Origin of the sequence: Citrobacter sp. C1 (assembly GCF_014596895.2) — a bacterium.
In the GTDB taxonomy this organism is placed as follows: domain Bacteria; phylum Pseudomonadota; class Gammaproteobacteria; order Enterobacterales; family Enterobacteriaceae; genus Citrobacter; species Citrobacter gillenii.
In genome coordinates, this window is the sequence record NZ_CP115035.1 from 290,580 (window position 1) to 314,121 (window position 23,542).

Here is a 23,542-nt window from a genome sequence, read left to right on the forward strand (position 1 = left end):
AGGAGTTAGTCATGGTGAGTTTAGAGAAGAACGATCGTGTAATGTTGGCGCGCCAGCTGCCATTAAAATCTGTTGCCCTAATCCTGGCCGGTGGTCGTGGTACCCGCCTGAAAGATTTAACCAACAAACGTGCTAAGCCTGCCGTGCATTTTGGCGGTAAGTTCCGCATTATCGATTTTGCTTTATCCAACTGTATTAACTCCGGGATCCGCCGTATTGGCGTGATCACCCAGTACCAGTCCCACACGCTGGTGCAGCATATTCAGCGCGGCTGGTCGTTCTTCAGTGAAGAGATGAACGAGTTTGTCGATCTGCTGCCTGCCCAGCAAAGAATGCAGGGTGAAAATTGGTATCGCGGTACGGCAGATGCGGTCACCCAAAACCTGGACATCATTCGACGCTATAAAGCGGAATATGTGGTGATCCTCGCGGGCGATCATATCTACAAACAGGACTATTCGCGCATGCTGATCGACCACGTCGAAAAAGGCGCACGCTGCACCGTGGCCTGTATGCCGGTGCCGATTGAGGAAGCCAGCGCCTTTGGCGTCATGGACGTCGACGACAGCGACAAAATCATCGAATTCGTGGAAAAACCGGCGAATCCACCGGCTATGCCAAACGATCCGACCCGATCCCTTGCCAGTATGGGGATCTATGTTTTCAATGCCGATTATCTGTATGAATTACTTGAAGAAGATGATCTCGATGAAAACTCCAGCCACGACTTTGGCAAAGATATCATCCCGAAAATTACCGCAGCTGGCATGGCTTATGCACATCCATTCCCTAAATCCTGCGTACAGTCAGACCCGGAATCCGAGCCGTACTGGCGCGACGTTGGGACGCTGGAAGCCTACTGGAAGGCTAACCTCGATCTGGCGTCGGTTACCCCGGAACTGGATATGTACGATCAGGACTGGCCGATTCGCACACACATGGAATCACTGCCGCCGGCGAAGTTTGTGCAGGACCGCTCCGGTAGCCACGGCATGACGCTGAACTCGCTGGTCTCTGGCGGCTGTATTATTTCCGGTTCGGTGGTGGTGCAGTCTGTTCTGTTCCCGCGGGTGCGGGTGAATTCTTTCTGTAACATTGATTCGGCAGTGTTGTTACCTGAAGTGTGGGTCGGGCGTTCATGCCGCTTACGCCGCTGCATCGTTGACCGTGCCTGCGTCATCCCTGAAGGCATGGTGATTGGTGAAAACGCGGAAGAAGATGCACGTCGTTTCTATCGTTCAGAGGAAGGTATTGTGCTGGTCACGCGTGAAATGCTGCGCAAACTGCAGATCAAACAGGAGCGATAATGCAGGTTTTACACGTATGTTCAGAGATGTTCCCCCTGTTAAAAACCGGGGGACTGGCAGATGTTCTTGGCGCGTTGCCGGCCGCGCAAATTGCCGATGGCGTGGATGCCCGCGTCGTGCTCCCGGCGTTTCCGGATATCCGTCGCGGCATTCCTGATGCGCAGGTCGTGACGCGGCGCGATACCTTTGCCGGACGTATCACGCTGCTGTTCGGCCATTACAACGGCGTCGGTATTTACCTGATTGACGCGCCGCACCTCTACGACCGTCCCGGCAGCCCGTATCACGATACCAACCTGTTTGCTTACTCTGATAACGTCCTGCGCTTTGCGCTGCTCGGCTGGGTGGGATGCGAAATGGCCTGCGGGCTTGATCCATTCTGGCGCCCGGATGTGGTGCATGCGCACGACTGGCATGCAGGTCTGGCCCCGGCGTATCTGGCGGCACGCGGCCACCCGGCGAAATCGGTGTTCACCGTGCACAACCTGGCCTATCAAGGCATGTTTTATGCAAAGCATATGGATGACATCCAATTGCCATGGTCATTCTTTAATGTGCATGGACTGGAGTTCAACGGGCAGATTTCTTTCCTGAAGGCGGGGTTGTACTACGCCGACCATATTACGGCGGTTAGCCCGACCTACGCGCGGGAAATCACCGAGGCGCAATTTGCCTATGGGATGGAGGGATTGTTGCAGCAGCGTCATCGTGAAGGACGTCTTTCCGGCGTGCTGAACGGCGTTGATGAAAACATCTGGAGTCCGGAAACGGACCTGCTGCTGGCATCGCGCTACACGCGTGACTCGCTGGAAGACAAAGCCGAGAATAAGCGTGAACTGCAGATTGCGATGGGGCTTAAGGTTAACGACAAAGTGCCGCTTTTTGCAGTCGTGAGCCGCCTGACCAGCCAGAAAGGGCTGGATCTGGTGCTGGAAGCGCTGCCCGGTTTACTGGAGCAGGGCGGACAGTTAGCGTTACTGGGTGCGGGCGATCCGGTGTTGCAGGAAGGTTTCCTTGCGGCAGCGGCAGAGCATCCGGGCCAGGTGGGTGTACAGATTGGCTATCATGAGGCCTTCTCGCACCGCATTATGGGCGGGGCTGACGTTATTCTGGTGCCCAGTCGCTTTGAGCCGTGTGGCTTAACACAATTGTATGGACTGAAGTACGGTACGCTACCGCTGGTGCGGCGTACCGGTGGGCTGGCTGATACGGTGTCCGACAGTTCGCTGGAAAACCTGGCGGACGGTATCGCCAGTGGGTTTGTATTTGAAGATAGTAATGCCTGGTCGCTGTTGCGGGCAATCCGGCGTGCTTTCGTGTTGTGGTCGCGCCCTTCGCTCTGGCGGTTTGTACAACGTCAGGCAATGGCCATGGATTTTAGCTGGCAAGTCGCGGCGAAATCCTACCGTGAGCTTTACTATCGCTTGAAATAGATATCCAGGAATCACCTATATGAATGCTCCATTTAGTTATGCATCGCCCACACTCAGCGTAGAGGCTCTTAAGCATTCTATCGCCTACAAGCTGATGTTCACGATTGGCAAAGATCCGGTCATTGCCAACAAACATGAGTGGCTGAACGCCACGTTGTTCGCGGTGCGCGATCGCCTCGTGGAGCGCTGGCTGCGTTCTAATCGTGCGCAATTATCTCAGGAAACTCGCCAGGTCTATTACCTGTCAATGGAGTTTCTGATTGGCCGCACGCTTTCCAATGCACTGTTATCGTTGGGAATTTATGACGATGTCAAAAATGCGCTGGAAGGCATGGGGTTGGATCTCGAAGATCTGATCGACGAAGAAAATGACCCCGGCCTCGGTAACGGCGGCCTCGGGCGTCTGGCAGCCTGCTTCCTCGACTCGCTGGCGACGTTAGGCCTGCCGGGCCGCGGCTACGGTATTCGCTACGACTACGGCATGTTCAAGCAGAATATTGTTGATGGCCGACAGAAAGAGTCGCCGGACTACTGGCTGGAATACGGTAACCCGTGGGAGTTCAAACGCCACAATACGCGCTACAAAGTGCGCTTTGGTGGCCGTGTTCAGATGGAAGGCAAGAAGATGCGCTGGGTCGAGACCGAAGAGATCCTCGCGGTAGCATACGACCAGATTATCCCGGGCTACGACACTGACGCGACCAATACGCTGCGCCTGTGGAATGCTCAGGCCAGTAGCGCAATCAACCTCGGTAAATTTAACCAGGGCGACTACTTTGCGGCGGTGGAAGATAAAAACCACTCTGAGAACGTCTCCCGCGTACTGTATCCGGATGACTCCACCTATTCCGGGCGCGAGCTGCGTCTGCGCCAGGAGTACTTCCTGGTCTCCTCGACGATCCAGGATATTTTGAGCCGCCATTATCAGCTGCACAAAACCTACGACAACCTGGCGGATAAAATCGCCATTCACCTCAACGATACCCACCCGGTGTTGTCGATCCCTGAGCTGATGCGCCTGCTGATTGATGAGCACAAGTTTAGCTGGGACGATGCGTTTGAGGTCTGCTGCCAGGTGTTCTCGTACACCAACCACACGCTGATGAGCGAAGCACTGGAAACCTGGCCGGTGGATATGCTGGGCAAGATCCTGCCGCGCCATCTGCAAATCATCTTTGAGATTAACGACTACTTCCTGAAGACGTTGCAGGAGCAGTATCCGAACGATACCGGCCTGCTGGGACGTACCTCGATCATTGATGAGTCCAACGGCCGCCGCGTGCGTATGGCGTGGCTGGCGGTGGTGGTCAGCCATAAAGTAAACGGCGTGTCTGAGCTGCACTCCAACCTGATGGTGCAGTCGCTGTTTGCTGATTTTGCGAAAATCTTCCCGACGCGTTTTTGCAACGTCACCAACGGCGTGACGCCGCGCCGCTGGCTGGCGCTGGCCAACCCGCCGCTTTCTGAGGTGCTGGACGAGAACATTGGCCGTACCTGGCGAACCGATCTCAGCCAACTCAGCGAGCTGGAACAGCATTGTGATTACCCTCTGGTGAACCAGGCCATACGCCGTGCGAAGCTGGAGAATAAAAAGCGTCTGGCGACGCTTATCGCCCAGCAGCTTAACGTGGTGGTGAACCCGAAATCGCTGTTTGATGTGCAGATCAAGCGTATTCATGAGTACAAACGCCAGCTGATGAACGTGCTGCATGTGATCACCCGCTACAACCGCATCAAGGCCGATCCTGACGCCGAGTGGGTGCCGCGCGTGAATATCTTCGCCGGTAAGGCCGCGTCGGCCTATTACATGGCGAAGCACATCATCCATCTGATCAACGATGTGGCGAAAGTGATCAACAACGATCCGCAGATTGGCGACAAGCTGAAGGTGGTGTTCATCCCGAACTACAGCGTCAGTCTGGCGCAGGTGATCATTCCTGCCGCCGACCTGTCTGAGCAGATTTCACTGGCCGGGACCGAAGCCTCCGGGACCAGTAACATGAAATTTGCGCTGAACGGTGCGTTGACCATCGGTACGCTGGACGGAGCCAACGTCGAGATGCTGGAGCATGTGGGTGCGGAGAATATCTTTATCTTCGGGAATACCGCAGAAGAGGTGGAGGCCTTGCGTAGCAAAGGTTACAAGCCGCGCGAGTATTACGAGAAAGATGAGGAACTGCATCAGGTGCTGACGCAAATTGGCAGCGGGGTCTTCAGTCCTGAAGAGCCGGGACGCTATCGCGACCTGGTGGATTCGCTGATCAACTTCGGTGACCACTATCAGGTGCTGGCGGATTATCGTAGCTATGTCGATTGTCAGGACAAGGTTGATGAACTGTACCGCGAGCCGGAGCAGTGGACCACCAAGGCAATGATTAACATCGCCAACATGGGCTACTTCTCATCGGACAGAACCATCAAAGAGTACGCCGAGAACATCTGGCATATTGATTCAGTACGGTTGTAACAAGAGATAGGGCTACCTGTAGGCCGGATAAGGCGTTAGCCGCCATCCGGCAAAATGCCCGGTGGCGTTGACGCTTACCGGGTCTACAGGGCGCTCGTTGCCGGGGGCGCTTCGCTTGCCCGGCCTACGTTAATGCACTCTTGTAGGCCGGATAAGGCGTCAGCCGGCATCCGGCATTTTTATCAGGACGCCAGCGACAGCTGGTGTTTTTCAACATACGCCGCCAGCCACTGGGTCATGCGTGCCTGCTGCTCAGCGTTCAGCCACATGCCTTCTTTCGTGCGGCGCCACAGCGCATCGTCGGCGCGGCGTACCCATTCGTGATCGACCAGATACTTCAGCTCTGCCTCATAGAACTCGTGCCCGAAGTCTTCGCCTAACTCAGCAAGCGAGGTCGCTTCGCCGATGATCCACTCGGTGTTGCTGCCGTAGGTGCGCGAATAGTGGCGCGCCAGTGATTCGGTCAGGAACGGATAGCGACGGCGCAGTTTTGCCGCGTAATCTTCGCGATCGCCGCCGATGTCACCGCCAGGCAGGATGCACTCTTTGGTCCATGCCGGACCGATGCCCTGATAGTACGACGACAGTTTTTCCATCGCGTGCTCGGCCAGTTTACGGTAGGTGGTTAACTTGCCGCCGAAGACTGACAGCAGCGGTGCTTTGCCGTTTTCGTCGTGGATATCCAGCGTATAATCGCGGGTAATAGCCTGCGGCGAGTCGGACTCGTCATCGCACAGCGGGCGTACGCCCGAGTAGGTCCAGACGATATCCTCGCGGCCCAGCTGTTTCTTAAAGTGTGCGTTGTAGACCTGCAGCAGATAATTGATTTCGCTGTCGTCAATTTTCACTGCTTTAGGATCGCCTTTGTATTCGACGTCGGTGGTGCCGATAATTGAGAACTCATCCATCCACGGAATGACAAACACAATACGTTTATCTTCGTTTTGCAGGATGTATGCCTGTTTCTGGGTGTGTACGCGCGGCACCACAATGTGGCTGCCTTTAATCAGGCGGATACCGTAAGGTGAAGGCAGGTGCATACCGTCGTCGAAGAACTCTTTCACCCACGGACCGGTGGCGTTAACCAGGCCGCGAGCCTGCCAGGTGTGTTTCTTGCCGGTATCGATATCTTCCGCTTCGACAATCCACAGACCGTTTTCACGACGAGCGGAGGTGGCGCGAGTACGGGTTAATACTTCCCCGCCTTTACGCACAACCATTTGGGCATTTGCCAAAACCAGTCGCGCATCGTCTACCCAACAGTCAGAATATTCGAAACCGCGCACAATCTCGGGTTTCATCACAGAATCTGCGCCAAAACGCAAACCAGTGGAACTCGGTAAACTGGTGCGTTTGCCCAGATGATCGTACATAAACAGACCAATACGGATCATCCAGGCCGGACGCAGGTGTGGGCGATGGGGCAGACGAAAGCGCATCGGGAAGGCGATATGCGGTGCCATCTTCAACAGGACTTCACGTTCAGCCAGCGCTTCGCTGACCAGACGAAATTCGTAGTGTTCCAGGTAGCGCAGGCCACCGTGGATGAGTTTGGAGCTGGCGGAGGAGGTTGCACAGGCTAAATCCTGCGCTTCCAGCATCAGCACGGATAAACCGCGTCCAGCGGCATCTGCCGCGATACCGGCACCGTTGATGCCTCCACCTATCACAATCAGATCTTTGGTTTCCATGCTGGCCTCTCGCACTTTCGTTATAGCTCATTAATGTTCGTTATCGAGCATAATAGCAAAGAATCGCGCCATTGGTAACATCGGATAAACAATTTACAGTGATACATATAACATTATGGCGTTTACCTGTGCAGGCGACGTACACTGCCAGGTAATATTGGTTACCTGCACAGAAATAATAAGAGAACATCATGGATCAGTTTGAATGTATCAATGTCGAAGAAGCCCATCAGAAGCTGCTGCACGGAACGGCGGTGCTGGTGGATATCCGCGATCCGCAAAGCTATGCCATGGGCCATGCGCCACAGGCGTTTCACCTGACTAACGACACGCTGGGTTCCTTTATGCGTGACCATGATTTTGATACCGTTGTGCTGGTGATGTGTTACCACGGCAACAGCAGTAAAGGTGCGGCACAATATCTGCTTCAGCAGGGGTACGATGCGGTGTACAGCATCGACGGTGGATTCGATGCCTGGCATCGACATTTTCCTGCGGAAGTGACGTTTGGTGCGTAAGCCCGACGCTACAGTGAAGTATGGCGGATATAACAAAGATGCAGCCTGAAACGGGTAGTGTCGATATACTGTCCTCTTTTGTGTGGAATAAGCGACAGCAACGATGTTGATGATTACCTCTTTTGCTAACCCCCGCGTGGCGCAGGCCTTTGTTGATTATATGGCGACACAGGGCGTTATCCTGACGATTCAGCAACATAGTCAAACGGATGTCTGGCTGGCGGATGAGTCCCAGGCTGAACGCGTGCGCGCTGAGCTGGCGCGTTTTCTGGAAAACCCAGGCGACCCGCGTTACCTGGCGGCCAGCTGGCAGTCCGGCCAAACCGACAGTGGCCTGCACTATCAACGTTTTCCGTTTCTTGCCACGCTGCGCGAACGCGCCGGACCGGTCACCTGGGTGGTGATGGCCGCGTGTGTGCTGGTGTTTATCGCCATGAATGTGGTGGGCGATCAAACGGTGATGCTGTGGTTAGCGTGGCCGTTCGATCCCTCGCTGAAATTTGAATTCTGGCGTTATTTCACCCACGCTTTTATGCACTTCTCGCTGATGCACATCCTCTTCAACCTGCTGTGGTGGTGGTATCTCGGCGGGGCGGTAGAAAAGCGGTTGGGCAGCGGAAAACTGATCGTTATTACCGTTATCAGCGCCCTGCTGAGCGGCTATGTGCAGCAGAAATTCAGCGGCCCGTGGTTTGGTGGGTTGTCTGGCGTGGTGTATGCGTTGATGGGCTATGTGTGGCTACGCGGCGAACGCGATCCGCAAAGCGGTATTTTCCTGCAGCGTGGTTTGATTCTCTTTGCCTTGATTTGGATTATTGCCGGTTGGTTCGATCTGTTTGGTATGTCGATGGCGAACGGCGCACATATGGCTGGCCTGGCCGTTGGTCTGGCTATGGCATTGGCAGACACGCTCAATGTGCGAAAACGAACTTGAATGAGAGTGTTGTGATAGCAAACTGTAGGCCGGATAAGCGTTAGCGCCATCCGGCAAAATTCCAGGGAACAATAATGAAACAAACACAACGACATGACGCGATCATTGAACTGGTAAAAAAACAGGGATACGTCAGCACTGAGGAGTTGGTGGAGCATTTCTCCGTCAGCCCACAAACGATTCGCCGGGACCTTAACGACCTGGCCGATCAGAACATGATTTTGCGCCACCACGGCGGCGCGGCGTTGCCCTCCAGCTCGGTGAATACCCCCTGGCATGATCGTAAGGCCACGCAGACGGCAGAAAAAGAGCGCATTGCCCGTAAGGTCGCCACGCAGATCCCGAACGGCTCCACGTTGTTTATTGACATTGGTACCACGCCGGAAGCCGTCGCTCACGCGCTGCTGAACCATAGCAACTTGCGTATTGTGACCAACAACCTCAACGTGGCCAATACGCTGATGGTGAAAGAAGATTTCCGCATTATTCTGGCCGGGGGCGAACTGCGTAGCCGCGATGGCGGCATTATGGGCGAAGCCACCCTCGACTTTATTTCACAATTTCGTCTGGATTTCGGTATTTTGGGGATCAGCGGTATCGACAGCGATGGTTCATTGCTGGAATTTGATTACCACGAAGTCCGCACCAAACGCGCCATTATTGAGAATTCACGGCATGTAATGCTGGTGGTGGATCATTCGAAGTTTGGTCGAAATGCAATGGTGAATATGGGCAGCATCAGCATGGTGGACGCCGTGTATACCGACACTCTGCCGCCTGCGGGCGTGATGCAGGTGATTGCCGACCACCATATTCAGCTGGAGTTGTGCTAAGCCAGCGACAGGCCCGGTAAGCGTTAACGCCTCCGGGCTAATTACACCCCGTACCCCATCATCTTCAACAGTTTTTGCGCATGCTGTACCGCGTCCTGGCGGTGAGCCACGCCGAGTTTTTGGTACAAATTGCGGATGTGCGTTTTGATGGTCGTCGCGGCAACGGCCAGCTCACCGGCGATTTGCTCGTTGCTGTAGCCGGAATAAATCAGTCCTAACACCTGCCATTCGCGCTGGGTCAGCGGACTGGTGCGGATAAGCTCCGGGACTTCGGGATGGGTCAGCAGACGCTCCACGAACCCTTCATCAAAGTGGGCGAATTTGTGGCGGTGATGTTGGTTAATTTCACGCAGAATGCGCTGGGCGCGATGCTGATCGAGTTCCGGTAACGTATTAAGCTGGATTAGCTGGCGTAACTGCTGCGCCATCGCTTCGCCTTCAATCACAAAATGGCTGATAAACCCGGTACGATTCGCCAGCTGCAGTGCATCAAGTAACACGCGCTGTGCATCATTTTTGCGTCCAGCCTGCCAGTACAGCTGATTCAGCAACAACAGGTTGCGGTTGAGATCGCTCATCAGGCGCAGGTTGCGCGCATTTTCATTGAGTTCTTCCAGCACAATTTCTGCCGGTTCAAATTCACCGAGCAGGATCTGCGCGCGGGCAATGTTACGCCACTGACCTTGCAGGAAGTGGTTGTTGGCAAACTCCGGTTTCGGCGTATGACGCAGCCAGTTGGCGGCCGAATTTTTGTCACCGACCATTTGCCAGTAAATCACGCGGACCTTATCGGCATTGGAGATCCAGTCGCTGTGATAATGTCCGTTGCCCAGCAGGTTTTCCAGACGGTTGAGCAAGCTGCGGGCATTGTCCAGATCGCCTCGCGCCAGCGAACACTGTACCAGCAGTGCCAGACACTGTAGCTGCTGCTGCGGCTGAAAGGTGGAAAGCAGTTCAATGCCGCTGCGGGCAGACGCTTCGGATTCGTCCAGCCGCGCCCAGGCCCACAGGAGCTGCGCGCGGATGCGTACCAGGAATTCATGCATAGGCAGCTGTTCCAGATGTTGCTCTTTCACCAACTGGAAGGCTTTTTCCTGGGTTTCCCAGGCGGCTTGCAAAAAGCCCTGGGCAAATAAAATTTCGCTTTGTTGGATCAAACTCCACAACGCGTAATGCCAGACGTCATGATGACGCGCCATTTGCTCCGTTTGCTGCATTAATGACAGCGAGCGCGTCAGGTCGCCCTTACAGTGCAGGACTTCGCCGTGCACCGAGGTGGCGACGATACGGCTGTAGAACCAGGCGATCGGTAACTCATCCAGCGCCAGTTTTGCCAGACGCTCAGCTTCGTCAGGATTACCGTCGTTAATCGCTACCTGAGCACGCAGTGCATTAAATTCGGCATGCAGCGTTGGCTCCATATCACCTTTCATTTCCTGCTCAGCGCGCGCCAGTAGGGTGTTCACTTCACTGTAGCGGTGCTGGCTCTGCATCAGCCAGGCCTGTAGCAGCACCAGACGTGGATTTTCCAGCAGGCTTTCCCACGGCAGCGCTTTTAATGACTCTTCCAGCAGCGCCAGCTCGCTGTGGTTAAACAACCCCCACGCATGATTGAGCAGGATATCGCGCAGCATATGGGCGTCGCCTGCCGCCAGCGCATGGTGAATGGCTTCGCTGGGGAAACCTTGCTCCATCCAGCTTTCTGCAGCGGCGCGATGGATCTCGGGGAGTTCGGCCGCCAGTTCCCACTGACAGCGCTGGCGTAAGAAGTTACCAAACAGCGGGTGATAGCTAAACCATTCGCCGATGTCGTCCATCCGCTGCAGGAATAGTCCCTGACGCTCAATCTCTTCCAGTCGCATTTGGCCGTTCTCTTCCCCGGTCACCCGGACAATCAGCGCATCGTTCATGGAGCGTAATATGGCGCTTTTCAACAGGAAGTGGCGGGTACTGAGATCCACGCTGTCCAGCACTTCATCGACCAGATAATCTGATAAATGGCTGGCGTTGATCCCGGCCAGGCGTCGTGCCGACTGGTGCGCGGAATGATTGTTCTGGCGTGCGGAAAGGGCGATCAGCTGTAATGCGGTAGCCCACCCGGCGACGTCATCGCACATGCGGCTGCTTTCCGCCGCTTCAATGGGGGAGGATAAACGTCGATCGAAGAACTGTTTCGCTTCCTGATGGTTGAAGGCCAGCTGTTGGCTGCCGATTTCCAATAGCTGATCGCGCACCCGCAGGTTGGCAATACCCAGCTGCGGTAGGTTACGTGACAGCACCACCAGCGTGAGATTCTCAGGTTGGTGGCGCAGGAAAAAACGCATGGCTTCGTGGATGGCCGGATTAGAGATTAAGTGATAATCATCCACCACCAGGTACAGCGGACGATGCCATTCTGCCAGTTCAATGAAGAGCTGAGCAAACAGTGAGGTCAGGCTGGCGTACTGGCGTTTTTGTACCATGGCTTCACTGGTCGTACAGTGTCCACCGGTCGCCTGTTGAATAGCGGCAATCAAATAGCTGGCAAAGCGTTCCTGCTGGTTATCACCCTCATCCAGTGAGAACCAGCCCAGTTCATTTTTCCCCGCCGCCCACTGTGAAACCAGCGTCGTTTTTCCATAACCAGCAGGACTTGTTACCAGGGCGAGCCTGAAATTGTTCGCGCCGGAAAGTTTAGCCAACAGGCGCTCACGAACCACCGTATGGTCGAGACGAACCGGACGACTTAATTTAGACGGAATCAACATATGTTAGTCACTTCACTGTGTGAAAATGGGGAAAATGATTTTTTTTGCGCTTCGTAATTAATAGCTATAAGGTCGGCCAGAAAGTCATTTTATGCAAGCTAAGCGGGTTTTTTGTGTGTCTGAATTTGCACTATGTCACAATTCTATACATCTATTGCAATAATTGCTCTTAGGGGCCACAAAGGCCGTGGCGACTGGGTTTGGCGTTATTCTGATGGTCGCGAAAATACCCACTCGTTTTTTATGACTCGTGTATTGTCCGGAGTGTTGTCATGGGTATTCGCGATCGACTTAAAACTTTCGTGTGAAATATCTTAATCACTATATGTATTTCAGGTTAGAAACTGTTTCTCTGTTTACATATTTTTTCTCAACCGTATCCCGCTATTTGATATTGTCTGCTGAGTCCCGTTTGGTTAATGCGAAAAACCTGTCGCATTGGCAGGTATTTTATGTGGGTATTCTGCGTAACGACGGGCAATACCCTCTCCTTTAAGTGGCGGCGATCACATTTTTATGCTCATCCCCGCACCTCCTCCCTCCCTAATCCTCACCAGGATGAGGAAGGTCAACATTGAGCCTGGCAAACTAGCGATAACGTTGTTTATTACCTAAGGATCTGGAACCCCTATGTCACAGCCAACCTTCAACAAAGATCTCTTTCAAGCGGCCCTGACTCGTCAGTGGCAGCGCTTTGGTTTACTGTCGGCTCACGAAATGACGTCACGTCAGTGGTGGCAGGCCGTGAGTGGGGCGTTGGCTGAATTGCTCAGCGCCCAGCCTGCGGTGAAACCCGCTAAAAACCAGCGCCATGTTAACTACATTTCGATGGAGTTTTTGATCGGTCGCCTGACGGGCAACAACCTGCTAAACCTGGGCTGGTATCAGGGAGTGAGCGATGAGCTGAAAGCGCACGACATCAATCTGACCGACCTGCTGGAGGAAGAAACCGACCCGGCGCTGGGTAACGGTGGGCTGGGGCGCCTGGCGGCCTGCTTCCTCGACTCAATGGCAACGGTCGGCCAGTCCGCGACGGGCTACGGCCTGAATTACCAGTACGGCCTGTTCCGTCAGTCGTTTGCTGATGGCCAACAGATGGAAGCGCCGGACGACTGGCATCGCGGAAGCTATCCGTGGTTCCGTCATAACGAGGCGCTGGATGTGCAGGTCGGTATTGGCGGCAAAGTTAGCAAAGAAGGTCACTGGACGCCCGGGTTTACCATCACCGGCCAGGCCTGGGATCTGCCGGTGCTCGGTTATCGTAACGGCGTGGCGCAACCGCTGCGTCTGTGGCAGGCCAGCCACGCGCATCCGTTTAACCTGACCAAATTCAACGACGGCGATTTCCTGCGTGCAGAGCAGCAAGGTATCGACGCTGAAAAACTGACTAAAGTGCTCTACCCGAACGATAACCACACGGCGGGCAAGAAGCTGCGCCTGATGCAGCAGTACTTCCAGTGTGCTTGTTCGGTAGCCGATATTCTGCGCCGCCATCACCTGGCAGGGCGTAAGCTGCATCAACTGGCTGATTTCGAAGTCATTCAGCTGAACGACACCCACCCGACCATCGCCATTCCTGAGCTGCTGCGCGTGCTGATTGACGAGCATCAGATGAGCTGGGAAGACGCGTGGGCGATTACCAGCAAAACGTTCGCGTATACCAACCATACGCTGATGCCGGAAGCGCTGGAGTGCTGGGATGAGAAACTGATAAAAGCGCTGCTGCCGCGCCATATGCAAATCATCAAAGAGATTAACGACCGCTTTAAGACGTTGGTGGATAAAACCTGGCCTGGCGACGATGCGGTGTGGGCGAAGCTGGCAGTCGTGCACAACAAGCAGGTACGCATGGCGAACCTGTGCGTGGTTAGCGGCTTTGCTGTTAACGGCGTAGCGGCGCTGCACTCTGATCTGGTCGTGAAAGACTTGTTCCCGGAATATCACCAGCTGTGGCCGAACAAATTCCATAACGTGACTAACGGTATTACGCCGCGCCGCTGGATTAAACAGTGCAACCCGGCACTTGCTGCGTTGTTGGATAAATCGCTGAAGAAAGAGTGGGCCAACGATCTTGACCAGTTGATCAACCTGGAAAAATACGCCGACGACGCTAAGTTTCGTCAGCAGTATCGCGACATCAAGCTGGCGAACAAACAGCGCCTGGTGGCGTTTATTAAAGCGCGTACCGGTATTGAGATAACCACCGACGCCATCTTTGATATTCAGATCAAACGTCTGCATGAGTACAAACGCCAACACCTGAATCTGCTGCATATTCTGGCGTTGTACAAAGAAATTCGTGAGAACCCGCAGGCAGATCGCGTCCCGCGCGTATTCCTGTTTGGCGCGAAAGCGGCACCGGGTTACTACCTGGCGAAGAACATCATCTTTGCTATCAACAAAGTGGCGGAAACCATTAATAACGATCCGCACGTCGGCGACAAGTTGAAGGTGGTATTCCTGCCGGATTACTGTGTCTCAGCGGCGGAAATGCTGATCCCGGCGGCGGATATCTCTGAGCAGATCTCGACGGCGGGCAAAGAAGCGTCTGGTACCGGCAACATGAAGCTGGCGCTGAACGGAGCGTTAACGGTGGGCACGCTGGACGGGGCTAACGTCGAAATCGCCGAGAAAGTGGGTGATGAAAACATCTTTATCTTTGGCCACACCGTGGAAGAGGTGAAGGCGCTGAAGGCGAAAGGCTATGACCCGGTGAAATGGCGCAAGAAAGACAAAGTGCTGGATGCGGTACTGAAAGAGCTGGAAAGCGGCAAATACAGCAACGGTGATAAACACGCCTTTGATCAGATGTTGCACAGCATCGGTAAGCAGGGCGGTGACCCGTATCTGGTGATGGCCGACTTCGCCGCCTACGTTGAAGCCCAGAAGCAGGTTGATGTGTTGTACCGTGACCAGGAGGCCTGGACCCGGGCGGCGATCCTGAATACCGCACGCTGTGGCATGTTCAGCTCGGATCGCTCCATCCGCGATTATCAGGCTCGTATCTGGCAGGCAAAACGCTAATAAGGAACCGCGATGGAAGGCAAACGTCTGGATAATGCCGCGCTGGCGGCGGGGATCAGCCCCAATTACATTAATGCCCACGGTAAACCGCAGTCTATTGGCGCCGATACCAAACGGCGTTTGCTTGACGCCATGCATCGTACTACCGCCGCCACGAAAGTGGCGGTGACTCCGGTGCCAAACGTGATGGTGTATACCGTCGGCAAAAAAATGCCGCTGGCGGTTGAAGGGAGTGGTGAATTTAGCTGGCTGCTGACCACCGAAGACGGTGTGCAGCACAAAGGGCATGTCACTGGCGGTAAATCTTTTCACCTTCCGGCGAAGTTGCCGGAGGGGTATCACACGCTCACCCTGACTCAGGACGAAGCGCGCAGCCATTGCCGCATCATCGTCGCGCCAAAACGTTGCTATGAGCCGCAGGCGCTGCTGGCCGGGCAAAAGCTGTGGGGTGCCTGCGTCCAGCTTTATACCCTGCGTTCAGAGAACAATTGGGGGATTGGTGATTTTGGCGATCTGAAGGCGATGCTGCCGGAAGTGGCTAAACGCGGCGGGGCGTTTATTGGCCTCAACCCGATCCACGCGCTGTATCCGGCGAACCCGGAGAGCGCCAGCCCGTATAGCCCGTCTTCGCGCCGTTGGCTGAACGTGATCTACATTGATGTGAATGCGGTAGAGGACTTCCGTCTGAGCAAAGCGGCGCAGAGCTGGTGGCAGAAGCCAGCCACGCAGCAAGCTCTGCAACAGGCCCGCGATGCCGAGTGGGTGGATTACACCACAGTGACCACGCTGAAGATGACCGCGCTACGTCTGGCATGGAAAGGGTTCTCCGTGCGTGATGATGAGCAGATGGCGGCATTCCGTCGTTTTGTGGCTCAGGAAGGTGAAAGTCTTTACTGGCAGGCGGCGTTCGACGCGCTGCATGCATATCAGGTGAAAGAAGATGAGTCGCGCTGGGGTTGGCCTGCGTGGCCGGAAGACTTCCGGACGGTGGACTCACCGGCGGTGAAACAGTTCTGCGCAGAGCACCGCGATGAAGTGGATTTCTACCTCTGGCTACAGTGGCTGGCGTATACCCAGTTTGCTGCCTGTTGGGAAACCAGTCAGGGCTTTGCAATGCCTATCGGGTTGTACCGCGATCTGGCGGTCGGCGTAGCAGAAGGTGGGGCGGAAACCTGGTGTGACCGTGAGCTGTACTGCCTGAAAGCGTCCGTTGGTGCACCGCCGGATATTCTTGGTCCGCTCGGTCAGAACTGGGGCCTGCCGCCGATGGATCCGCATATCATCACCGCGCGCGCCTACGAGCCGTTTATCGAGCTGCTGCGTGCCAATATGCAGAACTGCGGGGCGCTGCGTATTGACCATGTAATGTCGATGCTGCGTTTGTGGTGGATCCCCTACGGCGAAACTGCCGATCACGGCGCCTACGTGCATTACCCGGTCGACGACCTGCTTTCTATTCTGGCGCTGGAAAGTCAACGTCATCACTGTATGGTGATTGGTGAAGACCTGGGTACTGTACCGGTAGAAATTGTCAGCAAGCTGCGTGACAGCGGCGTGTATTCCTACAAAGTGCTCTATTTTGAGAATGACCATGAGAAGAACTTCCGCGCGCCGCAGGCGTACCCGGAACAATCAATGGCAGTCGCGGCGACGCATGACCTTCCTACGCTTAAAGGCTATTGGGACAGCGGTGATCTGACGCTCGGTAAAACGCTGGGGCTGTACCCGGATGAAGTTGTGCTGCGCGGGTTGTATCAGGACCGTGAACTGGCGAAGCAGGGCCTGTTGGATGCGCTGCACAAATACGGCTGTCTGCCAAAACGCGCCGGACACAAGGCGTCGTTGATGTCGATGACGCCGATCCTCAACCGGGGTATGCAGCGCTATATCGCCGACAGCAACAGCGCCCTACTGGGCCTGCAGCCGGAGGACTGGCTGGATATGGCGGAGCCGGTCAATATTCCGGGGACCAGCGACCAGTACAAAAACTGGCGGCGTAAGCTGACGACGACGCTTGAGGCGATGTTTGCCGATGGCGGGGTGAACAAGCTGATTAAGGATTTGGACAAACGGCGAAAAGCTGCCGCGAAGAAGAAGTAAAAAAAAGCCGGGAAAATCCCGGCTTTTTTACATCAGATAGCCATATTTAGCAGCAGGCATCCTACCAGACCGCATACCGAAATAATGGTTTCCAGCATTGACCATGACTTGATGGTCTCGCCGATGGTCAGGTTGAAGTATTCCTTGAACAGCCAGAAGCCCGGATCGTTCACGTGGGAGAAGATGACGGAGCCGGAGCCGACTGCAATAACCATCAGCTCAGGGCTCACGCCGGTCGTTGCAATCAGCGGTGCCACAATCCCACCTGCGGTGATGGCTGCCACGGTAGCAGAACCCAGTGCGATACGCAGTACAGCGGCAATTGACCATGCCATCAGCAGCGGAGAGACGTTGGTTTCATGCATCATAGAGGCGATGTATTTGTCGACGCCACTGTCCACCAGTACCTGTTTGAATGCACCGCCACCACCGATAATCAGCAGCATCATTGCGATGATCTTGATGGAGGACACCAGCGTGTCGTTAATCTGATCCATCGAACGTCCACGGTTCAGACCAAAGGTGAACATCGCGATCAGAACGGCAATCAGCGTTGCCATGACCGGGTCACCGAGGAACTCTGCAACCGGCAGGAAGGCATGGCCTTTCGGCAGGATCATCTCCGCGATAGCACGCATCGCCATCAGCACGACCGGAACCAGAGAGGTCCAGACGCTGACGCCAAAGCCTGGCATTTCTTCTTCAGTGAAGGTTTTTGCACTGTACAGACCTTCCGGGATTGGCTTATCAATGCCCTTCAGGAAACGCGCATACACCGGACCCGCCAGAATAACGGTCGGGATCGCCAGAATCGTACCAAACAGCAGGGTTTTACCCATATCGGCGTGGAAAATGGTGGCAATTGCGGTCGGACCCGGGTGTGGCGGCAAGAAGCCGTGGGTCACAGACAGCGCAGCGGCCATTGGCACACCGACATACAGCAGCGGGATGTTCGCGGCGGCAGCGATGGTGAATACCAGCGGTAGCATCAGCACGAAGCCCACTTCGTAGAACAGCGCAAAGCCCACGGTGAAGCCGGTTAATACCACGGCCCACTGGATGTGCTTTTTGCCGAATTTAGCAATCAGCGTGGTGGCAATACGTTGCGCACCGCCGCAGTCTGCCAGCATTTTGCCCAACATGGCGCCAAAACCCATAATCAGGGCGAGGCTACCAAGGGTTCCGCCGACGCCGGCTTTAATTGAACCGATGACTTTATCCAGTGGCATCCCTTGCATCAATCCGACAGCAAGCGCCACCAGGACGAGAGCGATGAAGCCGTTCATTTTGAAACGGATCATCAGGAGGAGTAACAAGATTACACCGATAGCAACGATGACTAATGGCATGATTTACCTGGCCTTTACTTTGTTATGGGTAACGTCAGTGTTTAGATGACAAATTCTGATTGTCCCGACCGGGAACAGAGTTATTACGGCACCAATGCTGATTGCCTTCAAAACTACGTAGTTTAGCTGGCTGTTATGAGTGTTCCAGGTGCGTGCGATAATGATACGGGTAACATGTAGTGATTGAAAATCACCTGGGCAGGCAAAATTTAAATTATGAGAGGCAGGTCAAATTATAGGGGGATTGTTGCAGAACATATGCGGAGAAATGCAGGGGTGTAGGCCGGATAACGCGTTTACGCTGCCATCCGGCATCAATGCCCGATGACGACGCTGATGCGTCTTATCGGGCCTACGGATACTAGTAGTAAGAGTGTTCGCCGCGCTGGTGTTCGGTCAAATCGCGAACGCCTTTCAGCTCCGGGAATTCAGCCAGCAGCTGCTTCTCGATGCCTTCTTTCAGTGTGACATCGACCATTGAACAGCCGTTACAGCCGCCACCGAATTGCAGAATTGCGTAGCCTTCGTCGGTGATTTCCATCAAGGAGACACGGCCACCGTGGCCAGCCAGCTGTGGGTTAATCTGTGACTGCAGCATGTACTCCACGCGTTCCATCAGCGGTGCGTCATCAGACACTTTACGCATTTTCGCATTAGGTGCTTTCAGGGTCAGCTGGGAGCCTAACTGGTCGGTAACAAAATCAATTTCTGCCTCTTCCAGGTACGGTGCGCTCAGTTCATCAACGTAAGCGGTCAGCAGGTCAAATTTAATGGCGGTGTCGGTTGCTTCCACGGCGTCCGGCGGGCAATAAGAAACGCCGCATTCAGCGTTAGGCGTGCCGGGATTAATCACAAATACGCGAATTTGTGTCCCTTCTTCCTGATTTGCCAACAGTTTGGCAAAGTGCGCTTGTGCAGCATCGGAAATATGGATCATAGTAATGGCCTAATAGTTGACTATTTTACTTGGTTATAATACGCCCATCATCGAGGCTCTACAAGGTTCGACACAGGCACCATACCTGGACAGTCGCCGCGCCGTTGCGTAAAAGCAGCTGCGCGATCTCCGCGACGGTACTTCCGGTAGTGACGACATCATCCACAACAACCATATGGAGTCCCTGCACCGGCAATTCAAGGCGAAACGCATTTTTCAGGTTGCGTTTGCGTAATCGGGCGCTGAGATGGTGCTGTGTGGCGGTGGGGCGAGTTCGTGTGATGGCCTGACCGTCCCAGTCGCAGCCCAGCCAGCGTGCCAGTGAGCGACACAGTAAGTCACTTTGATTAAATCCCCTGCGCCAATGGCGGCGTTGCCAGAGTGGAACGCTAATCAGCCGATCCGGCAGGGGAAGGCCACGGGTACGGCGAGCCTGCAATACCTCCAGCAACATCAAGCGCGACAGTGCGGGGGCGATGTCACTACGCCGGGAAAACTTCAGCTGGTGGATAAGCCCGCTCAGCGGCGGCACGTAGTCACTGACCGCGATCAGTCGCTGCCACGGCGGCGGCTTTTGCAGGCAGCGTCCGCAGGGAATATCGGGGTGGGCGGCGGGCAGCCCGCACTGTGGGCACAGGCAGACATGTTGACACGTTGCACGCGTGCAAACGGAACACATTCCCCAGTGCCCGAGCATTAACGGCATTCGGCATAGCCAGCACAATCCTGGTACTGTTAGCATAGGTTCATCCTTGTTGGTCAAAAGAGAACAGTAACTGATGAATGACATCTGGTGGCAGACCCGGGGTTCGGGAAATTGCCATCTTGTGCTGCTGCACGGATGGGGACTGAATGCGGAAGTCTGGCATTGCATAAGTGAGGAATTAAGCTCGCATTTTACGCTGCACCTGGTTGATTTACCGGGATTTGGGCGCAGTCAGGGTTTTGGTGCGATGCCGCTGGAAGAAATGGCGGAGTGCGTTTTGCAACAGGCTCCGGAGAAAGCCATCTGGCTGGGCTGGAGTCTGGGCGGATTGGTGGCGAGTCAGGTGGCGTTGACCCATCCTGAGCGCGTGCAGGCGCTGGTTACCGTCGCCTCTTCGCCATGCTTTAGCGCACGCGATGAGTGGCCTGGCATTAAGCCCGAAGTGCTGGCGGGCTTCCAGCAGCAGCTTAGCGAAGACTTCCAGCGGACGGTGGAGCGTTTCCTGGCACTGCAAACGATGGGGACGGAGACGGCGCGTCAGGATGCGCGAGCGCTGAAGAAAACGGTGCTGGCGTTACCGATGCCGGATGTGGCGGTGCTGAATGGTGGGCTGGAGATCCTGAAAATGGTCGATCTGCGTGAGCCGCTCTGCGCCCTGGGCATGCCATTCCTGCGTTTGTACGGCTATCTCGATGGTCTGGTGCCGCGTAAAGTCGTGCCGATGCTGGATGCACTGTGGCCGCAGAGTGAGTCGTTGATATTTGCCAAAGCGGCACATGCGCCGTTTATTTCGCATCCTGCTGAGTTCTGTGCCGCGCTGGTGGCGTTGAAGCAGCAGATCTAGCGCTGTATCCCGCTCGGGGATTGGGGCTATTTGTAGGCCGGATAAGCGTAGCGCCATCCGGCCTATTGCAACAGGTTAGCGCAATGCCCACCACTCGCGCAGACAGGCTTTCCCTTCAGGGCAACTCTTGCAGCTTCCAGAAAGACACCCGTCGGCATCTTCCTGAATACGTACTGCTTTACCCATCTGTTCTAACTGATTCAGCATGGCGTCAATCATCGGCTGCGGGGTGTGCAGCGTATGGCTGATTTGTGTTGCCTCCATACGCCCCCGCAGAGCCAGTAAATCACGTACCTGAATAAGCGATGCCATCATTCACCGCCTAGTGGCAATCGCCGGTGGTGCTGGCACAGCAGGAACCTGGCGTCTTATTGGTCGCCAGCAGTTCGATATCTACCCGACTGCGTGCGCGGCGCAGCATTCCCAGCAGCACGATGTTAAACAGAATGACGGTTAAAATGCACACCAGACTGTAGGTCGGATGCTCTTTGTAGCTGACCGTCTGGTAAAACAGCGTCGACAGAGAGTAGGCGATGTTCAGTCCCCACAGAATGGAGAAGCCCATCCAGCCACGGCTGGATTCACGAGCAATAGCGCCCATTACCGAAATGCACGGGACATACAGCAGCACGAAAATCAGGTAACTGTACGCGGCGGCGGCGCTGCCGAACTTCGCACCCATCACGCCCATTGCGCCGGTTGCCATCTCACCGTCGCCTTTGCTGGCTTCGATAGGGTTAGCCAGCACGCTCAGGCTGAAGGTATCTTTCAGACTTTGCCAGGTTTCACCCAGCGCACCTGCTAACTCGTCACCGAGGTTGAACTCGGCCGGGTTGAACTCTTCTTCCTGAATATTTTCAGCGGTATAGAGCGTATTCAGCGTACCGACAACCACTTCTTTTGCCATGGCTCCGGTGAACAGACCCACGGTGGCCTGCCAGTTATCTTCGTGTACGCCAATCGGTTTGAAGATAGGGGTGATTACGCGACTGACGGACGCCAGCGCCGAGTCGTTGATGTTATCGACGATTTTTCCGCTCAGGGAGAAACTGTTAAACGCGCTGAGGAAAATACTGACGATGATGATGACTTTACCGGCGCGCAGGACAAAGCCTTTCAGGCGCTGCCAGGTCTGAATGACCAGGCTTTTCACGTGCGGTATGTGGTAAACCGGCAGTTCCATCACGAACGGTGTGGCTTCGCCACGCATAATGGTGTGCTTGAGCATCAGGCCGGTCAGTACCGCCATGACGATACCCAGTACGTACAGTGAGAAGACGGCCAGCGCGCCGTTCTGGCCAAAGAACGCCGCAGCAAACACGGCGAAAATCGCCAGACGCGCACCGCAGGACATAAACGGCGCCATCATGATGGTCATCAGACGTTCACGCGGTGCATCCAGCGTGCGTGCGCCCATCACGGAAGGGACGTTACAGCCGAAGCCGACAATTAGCGGGACAAACGATTTACCCGGTAATCCCAGAGCCTGCATCAAACGATCCATCACAAACGCAGCACGCGCCATATAGCCGGAGTCTTCGAGGAATGAGAGGAACAGGTACATCATGCCGATTTGCGGCACCAGCGGCAGCACGGTGTTAATCCCGCCGCCAAGACCCTGCGCCAGGAAGATGGTTAACCAGTCCGGGAAGTGCAGGGTGTAGCCAATCCACTGAATACCATGGATAAAGAGTGCCACGGAACCGACGTCAAACAGCGGCTGCAGCGCGCCACCGATGTTAATGGCGAGCAGGAACATCAGGTACATTACGAACAGAAATACTGGCAGGCCGAGGAAGCGATTAAGTACGACCTTATCGACCGCGGTGGTGAAGCGGCTTGGCTCTGCGGTCAGGGTGTTGCTGACGGTATCGCAGATGGCGGCAATGCACTGGTAACGTGCATCAGCAATATGCAGCGCCGGATCGTCCATTGTTTCACTCAGGCGAGTCAGCGCGGCATCCAGATTTTGTGCCGCATCACCCGCGTAGGCGCGGCTGTAGATATCGCCTTCCAGCATCTGCAGACCGAGCCAGCGACGTTGTTGCTGCGGCATCTCTTTGGCCATCGCGTCAGCCAGAGACTCGGCTTCACGCAGCAGCGGTTGGGCATAATGTACCAGCTCGACGGTGTCGTTTTCTTTGTAGCGATCGATAGCCAGCTTCAGTGCTTCAATCCCGCGACCACGGGTTGAGACCAGCGGCACCACCGGGCAGCCCAGACGGGCGGAAAGGGCATCGATATCAATCCGGATTTGCTGCTTCTCAGCAATGTCCAGCATGTTCAGCGCGACGATGCAGGGGATCCCCAGTTCAAGCAGTTGCAGCGTCAGGTAGAGGTTACGCTCGAGGTTTGAGGCATCAACCACGTTGATCAGCAGGTCAGCGTCGCCGCTTAAGATATAGTGACAGGCAATTTGCTCATCGAGGGAGGTCTGCGATGAGATTGTCGTCAAAGAATAGGTGCCGGGTAAATCCACCAGCGTAACCTGATGGTCAGTTGTCGAGAAATGACCTTCTTTGCGCTCAACGGTAACGCCAGCCCAGTTACCCACACGCTGACGCGCGCCGGTAAGCTGATTGAATAATGTTGTCTTGCCGGAATTAGGATTACCAATTAAACCAATGGTTAGTTTTTTCATTTTTATAGACT

16 protein-coding genes are annotated in these 23,542 nt (G+C 55.0%); 9 read left to right on the forward strand and 7 right to left on the reverse strand.

The genetic code is table 11. The annotated features are described in order from the left end of the window. Nucleotides 1-11: 11 nt before the first annotated feature. Genes glgC through glgP form a run of 3 tightly spaced genes read left to right on the forward strand, consistent with a single transcriptional unit; the run spans nucleotide 12 to nucleotide 5,207 of the window. A complete protein-coding gene (gene glgC / locus IB214_RS01395) occupies nucleotides 12-1,307 on the forward strand; it encodes a glucose-1-phosphate adenylyltransferase (protein ID WP_115257287.1) in 1,296 nt (431 codons plus the stop codon). Then, a complete protein-coding gene (gene glgA, locus IB214_RS01400; RefSeq protein ID WP_115257288.1) occupies nucleotides 1,307-2,740 on the forward strand; it encodes a glycogen synthase GlgA in 1,434 nt (477 codons plus the stop codon). Before glgC ends, glgA begins: the two co-directional genes overlap by 1 nt. Before the next feature lie 19 nt (nucleotides 2,741-2,759). Continuing rightward, on the forward strand, nucleotides 2,760-5,207 hold the full coding sequence (glgP, locus tag IB214_RS01405) for a glycogen phosphorylase (RefSeq protein ID WP_115257289.1): 2,448 nt from the start codon (nucleotides 2,760-2,762) through the stop codon (nucleotides 5,205-5,207). Nucleotides 5,208-5,389: 182 nt separating this feature from the next. Here the strand turns inward: glgP and glpD are convergent, their stop codons facing one another. Beyond that, nucleotides 5,390-6,898, reverse strand: coding sequence for a glycerol-3-phosphate dehydrogenase (gene glpD, locus IB214_RS01410; RefSeq protein ID WP_117342470.1), 1,509 nt, complete (start codon nucleotides 6,896-6,898; stop codon nucleotides 5,390-5,392). Nucleotides 6,899-7,089: 191 nt separating this feature from the next. On the opposite strand from glpD, the gene glpE reads away from it, so the two are divergent. From glpE to IB214_RS01425, 3 genes are all read left to right on the forward strand, one after another. Then, on the forward strand, nucleotides 7,090-7,416 hold the full coding sequence (gene glpE, locus IB214_RS01415) for a thiosulfate sulfurtransferase GlpE (RefSeq protein WP_096759255.1): 327 nt from the start codon (nucleotides 7,090-7,092) through the stop codon (nucleotides 7,414-7,416). A 103-nt stretch (nucleotides 7,417-7,519) separates the two neighbouring features. Next, the gene (glpG, locus tag IB214_RS01420) at nucleotides 7,520-8,350 is read left to right on the forward strand and encodes a rhomboid family intramembrane serine protease GlpG (RefSeq protein ID WP_115257290.1); all 831 of its coding nucleotides are present in this window, start codon (nucleotides 7,520-7,522) and stop codon (nucleotides 8,348-8,350) included. Between the two features lie 74 nt (nucleotides 8,351-8,424). After that, complete coding sequence (locus IB214_RS01425; protein WP_096759257.1) at nucleotides 8,425-9,183, forward strand: DeoR/GlpR family transcriptional regulator; 759 nt, start codon at nucleotides 8,425-8,427, stop codon at nucleotides 9,181-9,183. A gap of 41 nt (nucleotides 9,184-9,224) precedes the next feature. Here IB214_RS01425 and malT read toward each other — a convergent pair whose 3' ends face one another. After that, a complete protein-coding gene (malT, locus tag IB214_RS01430) occupies nucleotides 9,225-11,930 on the reverse strand; it encodes an HTH-type transcriptional regulator MalT (protein ID WP_115257291.1) in 2,706 nt (901 codons plus the stop codon). Between the two features lie 630 nt (nucleotides 11,931-12,560). Here malT and malP point away from each other — a divergent pair. Together malP and malQ are read left to right on the forward strand one after the other, a co-directional pair. Beyond that, nucleotides 12,561-14,954, forward strand: a complete 2,394-nt coding sequence (malP, locus tag IB214_RS01435; RefSeq protein ID WP_117342469.1) for a maltodextrin phosphorylase — start codon at nucleotides 12,561-12,563, stop codon at nucleotides 14,952-14,954. Between the two features lie 12 nt (nucleotides 14,955-14,966). Next, nucleotides 14,967-17,054 carry a 4-alpha-glucanotransferase gene (malQ, locus tag IB214_RS01440; RefSeq protein WP_117342468.1) on the forward strand — a complete coding sequence of 696 codons (2,088 nt, stop codon included), beginning with the start codon at nucleotides 14,967-14,969 and terminating at the stop codon, nucleotides 17,052-17,054. 32 nt (nucleotides 17,055-17,086) lie between these two features. Here malQ and gntT read toward each other — a convergent pair whose 3' ends face one another. From gntT to gntX, 3 genes are all read right to left on the reverse strand, one after another. Next, entirely contained in the window at nucleotides 17,087-18,403 is a 1,317-nt protein-coding gene (gene gntT / locus IB214_RS01445; protein ID WP_045448464.1) for a gluconate transporter, read from the reverse strand. Nucleotides 18,404-18,764: 361 nt separating this feature from the next. Continuing rightward, nucleotides 18,765-19,340, reverse strand: a complete 576-nt coding sequence (nfuA, locus tag IB214_RS01450; RefSeq protein WP_096759262.1) for a Fe-S biogenesis protein NfuA — start codon at nucleotides 19,338-19,340, stop codon at nucleotides 18,765-18,767. 58 nt (nucleotides 19,341-19,398) lie between these two features. Next, the gene (gene gntX / locus IB214_RS01455) at nucleotides 19,399-20,082 is read right to left on the reverse strand and encodes a DNA utilization protein GntX (protein ID WP_115257293.1); all 684 of its coding nucleotides are present in this window, start codon (nucleotides 20,080-20,082) and stop codon (nucleotides 19,399-19,401) included. Between the two features lie 37 nt (nucleotides 20,083-20,119). Here gntX and bioH point away from each other — a divergent pair, with 37 nt between their 5' ends. Then, nucleotides 20,120-20,890 carry a pimeloyl-ACP methyl ester esterase BioH gene (bioH, locus tag IB214_RS01460; protein WP_117342467.1) on the forward strand — a complete coding sequence of 257 codons (771 nt, stop codon included), beginning with the start codon at nucleotides 20,120-20,122 and terminating at the stop codon, nucleotides 20,888-20,890. Nucleotides 20,891-20,965: 75 nt separating this feature from the next. On the opposite strand, the gene feoC is transcribed toward bioH, so the two are convergent. Together feoC and feoB are read right to left on the reverse strand one after the other, a co-directional pair. Beyond that, nucleotides 20,966-21,202 (reverse strand): [Fe-S]-dependent transcriptional repressor FeoC, encoded by a 237-nt coding sequence (gene feoC / locus IB214_RS01465; RefSeq protein WP_096759504.1) that lies wholly within the window; start codon nucleotides 21,200-21,202, stop codon nucleotides 20,966-20,968. A 10-nt stretch (nucleotides 21,203-21,212) separates the two neighbouring features. Further along, a complete protein-coding gene (gene feoB, locus IB214_RS01470; protein ID WP_117342466.1) occupies nucleotides 21,213-23,531 on the reverse strand; it encodes a Fe(2+) transporter permease subunit FeoB in 2,319 nt (772 codons plus the stop codon). Nucleotides 23,532-23,542: the final 11 nt, after the last annotated feature.

Coding starts and splice junctions, on each gene's coding strand:
- glgC (WP_115257287.1), top strand. CDS start 12: ATGGTGAGTTTAGAGAAGAACGATCGTGTAATGTTGGCGCGCCAGCTG.
- glgA (WP_115257288.1), top strand. CDS start 1,307: ATGCAGGTTTTACACGTATGTTCAGAGATGTTCCCCCTGTTAAAAACC.
- glgP (WP_115257289.1), top strand. CDS start 2,760: ATGAATGCTCCATTTAGTTATGCATCGCCCACACTCAGCGTAGAGGCT.
- glpD (WP_117342470.1), bottom strand. CDS start 6,898: ATGGAAACCAAAGATCTGATTGTGATAGGTGGAGGCATCAACGGTGCC.
- glpE (WP_096759255.1), top strand. CDS start 7,090: ATGGATCAGTTTGAATGTATCAATGTCGAAGAAGCCCATCAGAAGCTG.
- glpG (WP_115257290.1), top strand. CDS start 7,520: ATGTTGATGATTACCTCTTTTGCTAACCCCCGCGTGGCGCAGGCCTTT.
- IB214_RS01425 (WP_096759257.1), top strand. CDS start 8,425: ATGAAACAAACACAACGACATGACGCGATCATTGAACTGGTAAAAAAA.
- malT (WP_115257291.1), bottom strand. CDS start 11,930: ATGTTGATTCCGTCTAAATTAAGTCGTCCGGTTCGTCTCGACCATACG.
- malP (WP_117342469.1), top strand. CDS start 12,561: ATGTCACAGCCAACCTTCAACAAAGATCTCTTTCAAGCGGCCCTGACT.
- malQ (WP_117342468.1), top strand. CDS start 14,967: ATGGAAGGCAAACGTCTGGATAATGCCGCGCTGGCGGCGGGGATCAGC.
- gntT (WP_045448464.1), bottom strand. CDS start 18,403: ATGCCATTAGTCATCGTTGCTATCGGTGTAATCTTGTTACTCCTCCTG.
- nfuA (WP_096759262.1), bottom strand. CDS start 19,340: ATGATCCATATTTCCGATGCTGCACAAGCGCACTTTGCCAAACTGTTG.
- gntX (WP_115257293.1), bottom strand. CDS start 20,082: ATGCTAACAGTACCAGGATTGTGCTGGCTATGCCGAATGCCGTTAATG.
- bioH (WP_117342467.1), top strand. CDS start 20,120: ATGAATGACATCTGGTGGCAGACCCGGGGTTCGGGAAATTGCCATCTT.
- feoC (WP_096759504.1), bottom strand. CDS start 21,202: ATGGCATCGCTTATTCAGGTACGTGATTTACTGGCTCTGCGGGGGCGT.
- feoB (WP_117342466.1), bottom strand. CDS start 23,531: ATGAAAAAACTAACCATTGGTTTAATTGGTAATCCTAATTCCGGCAAG.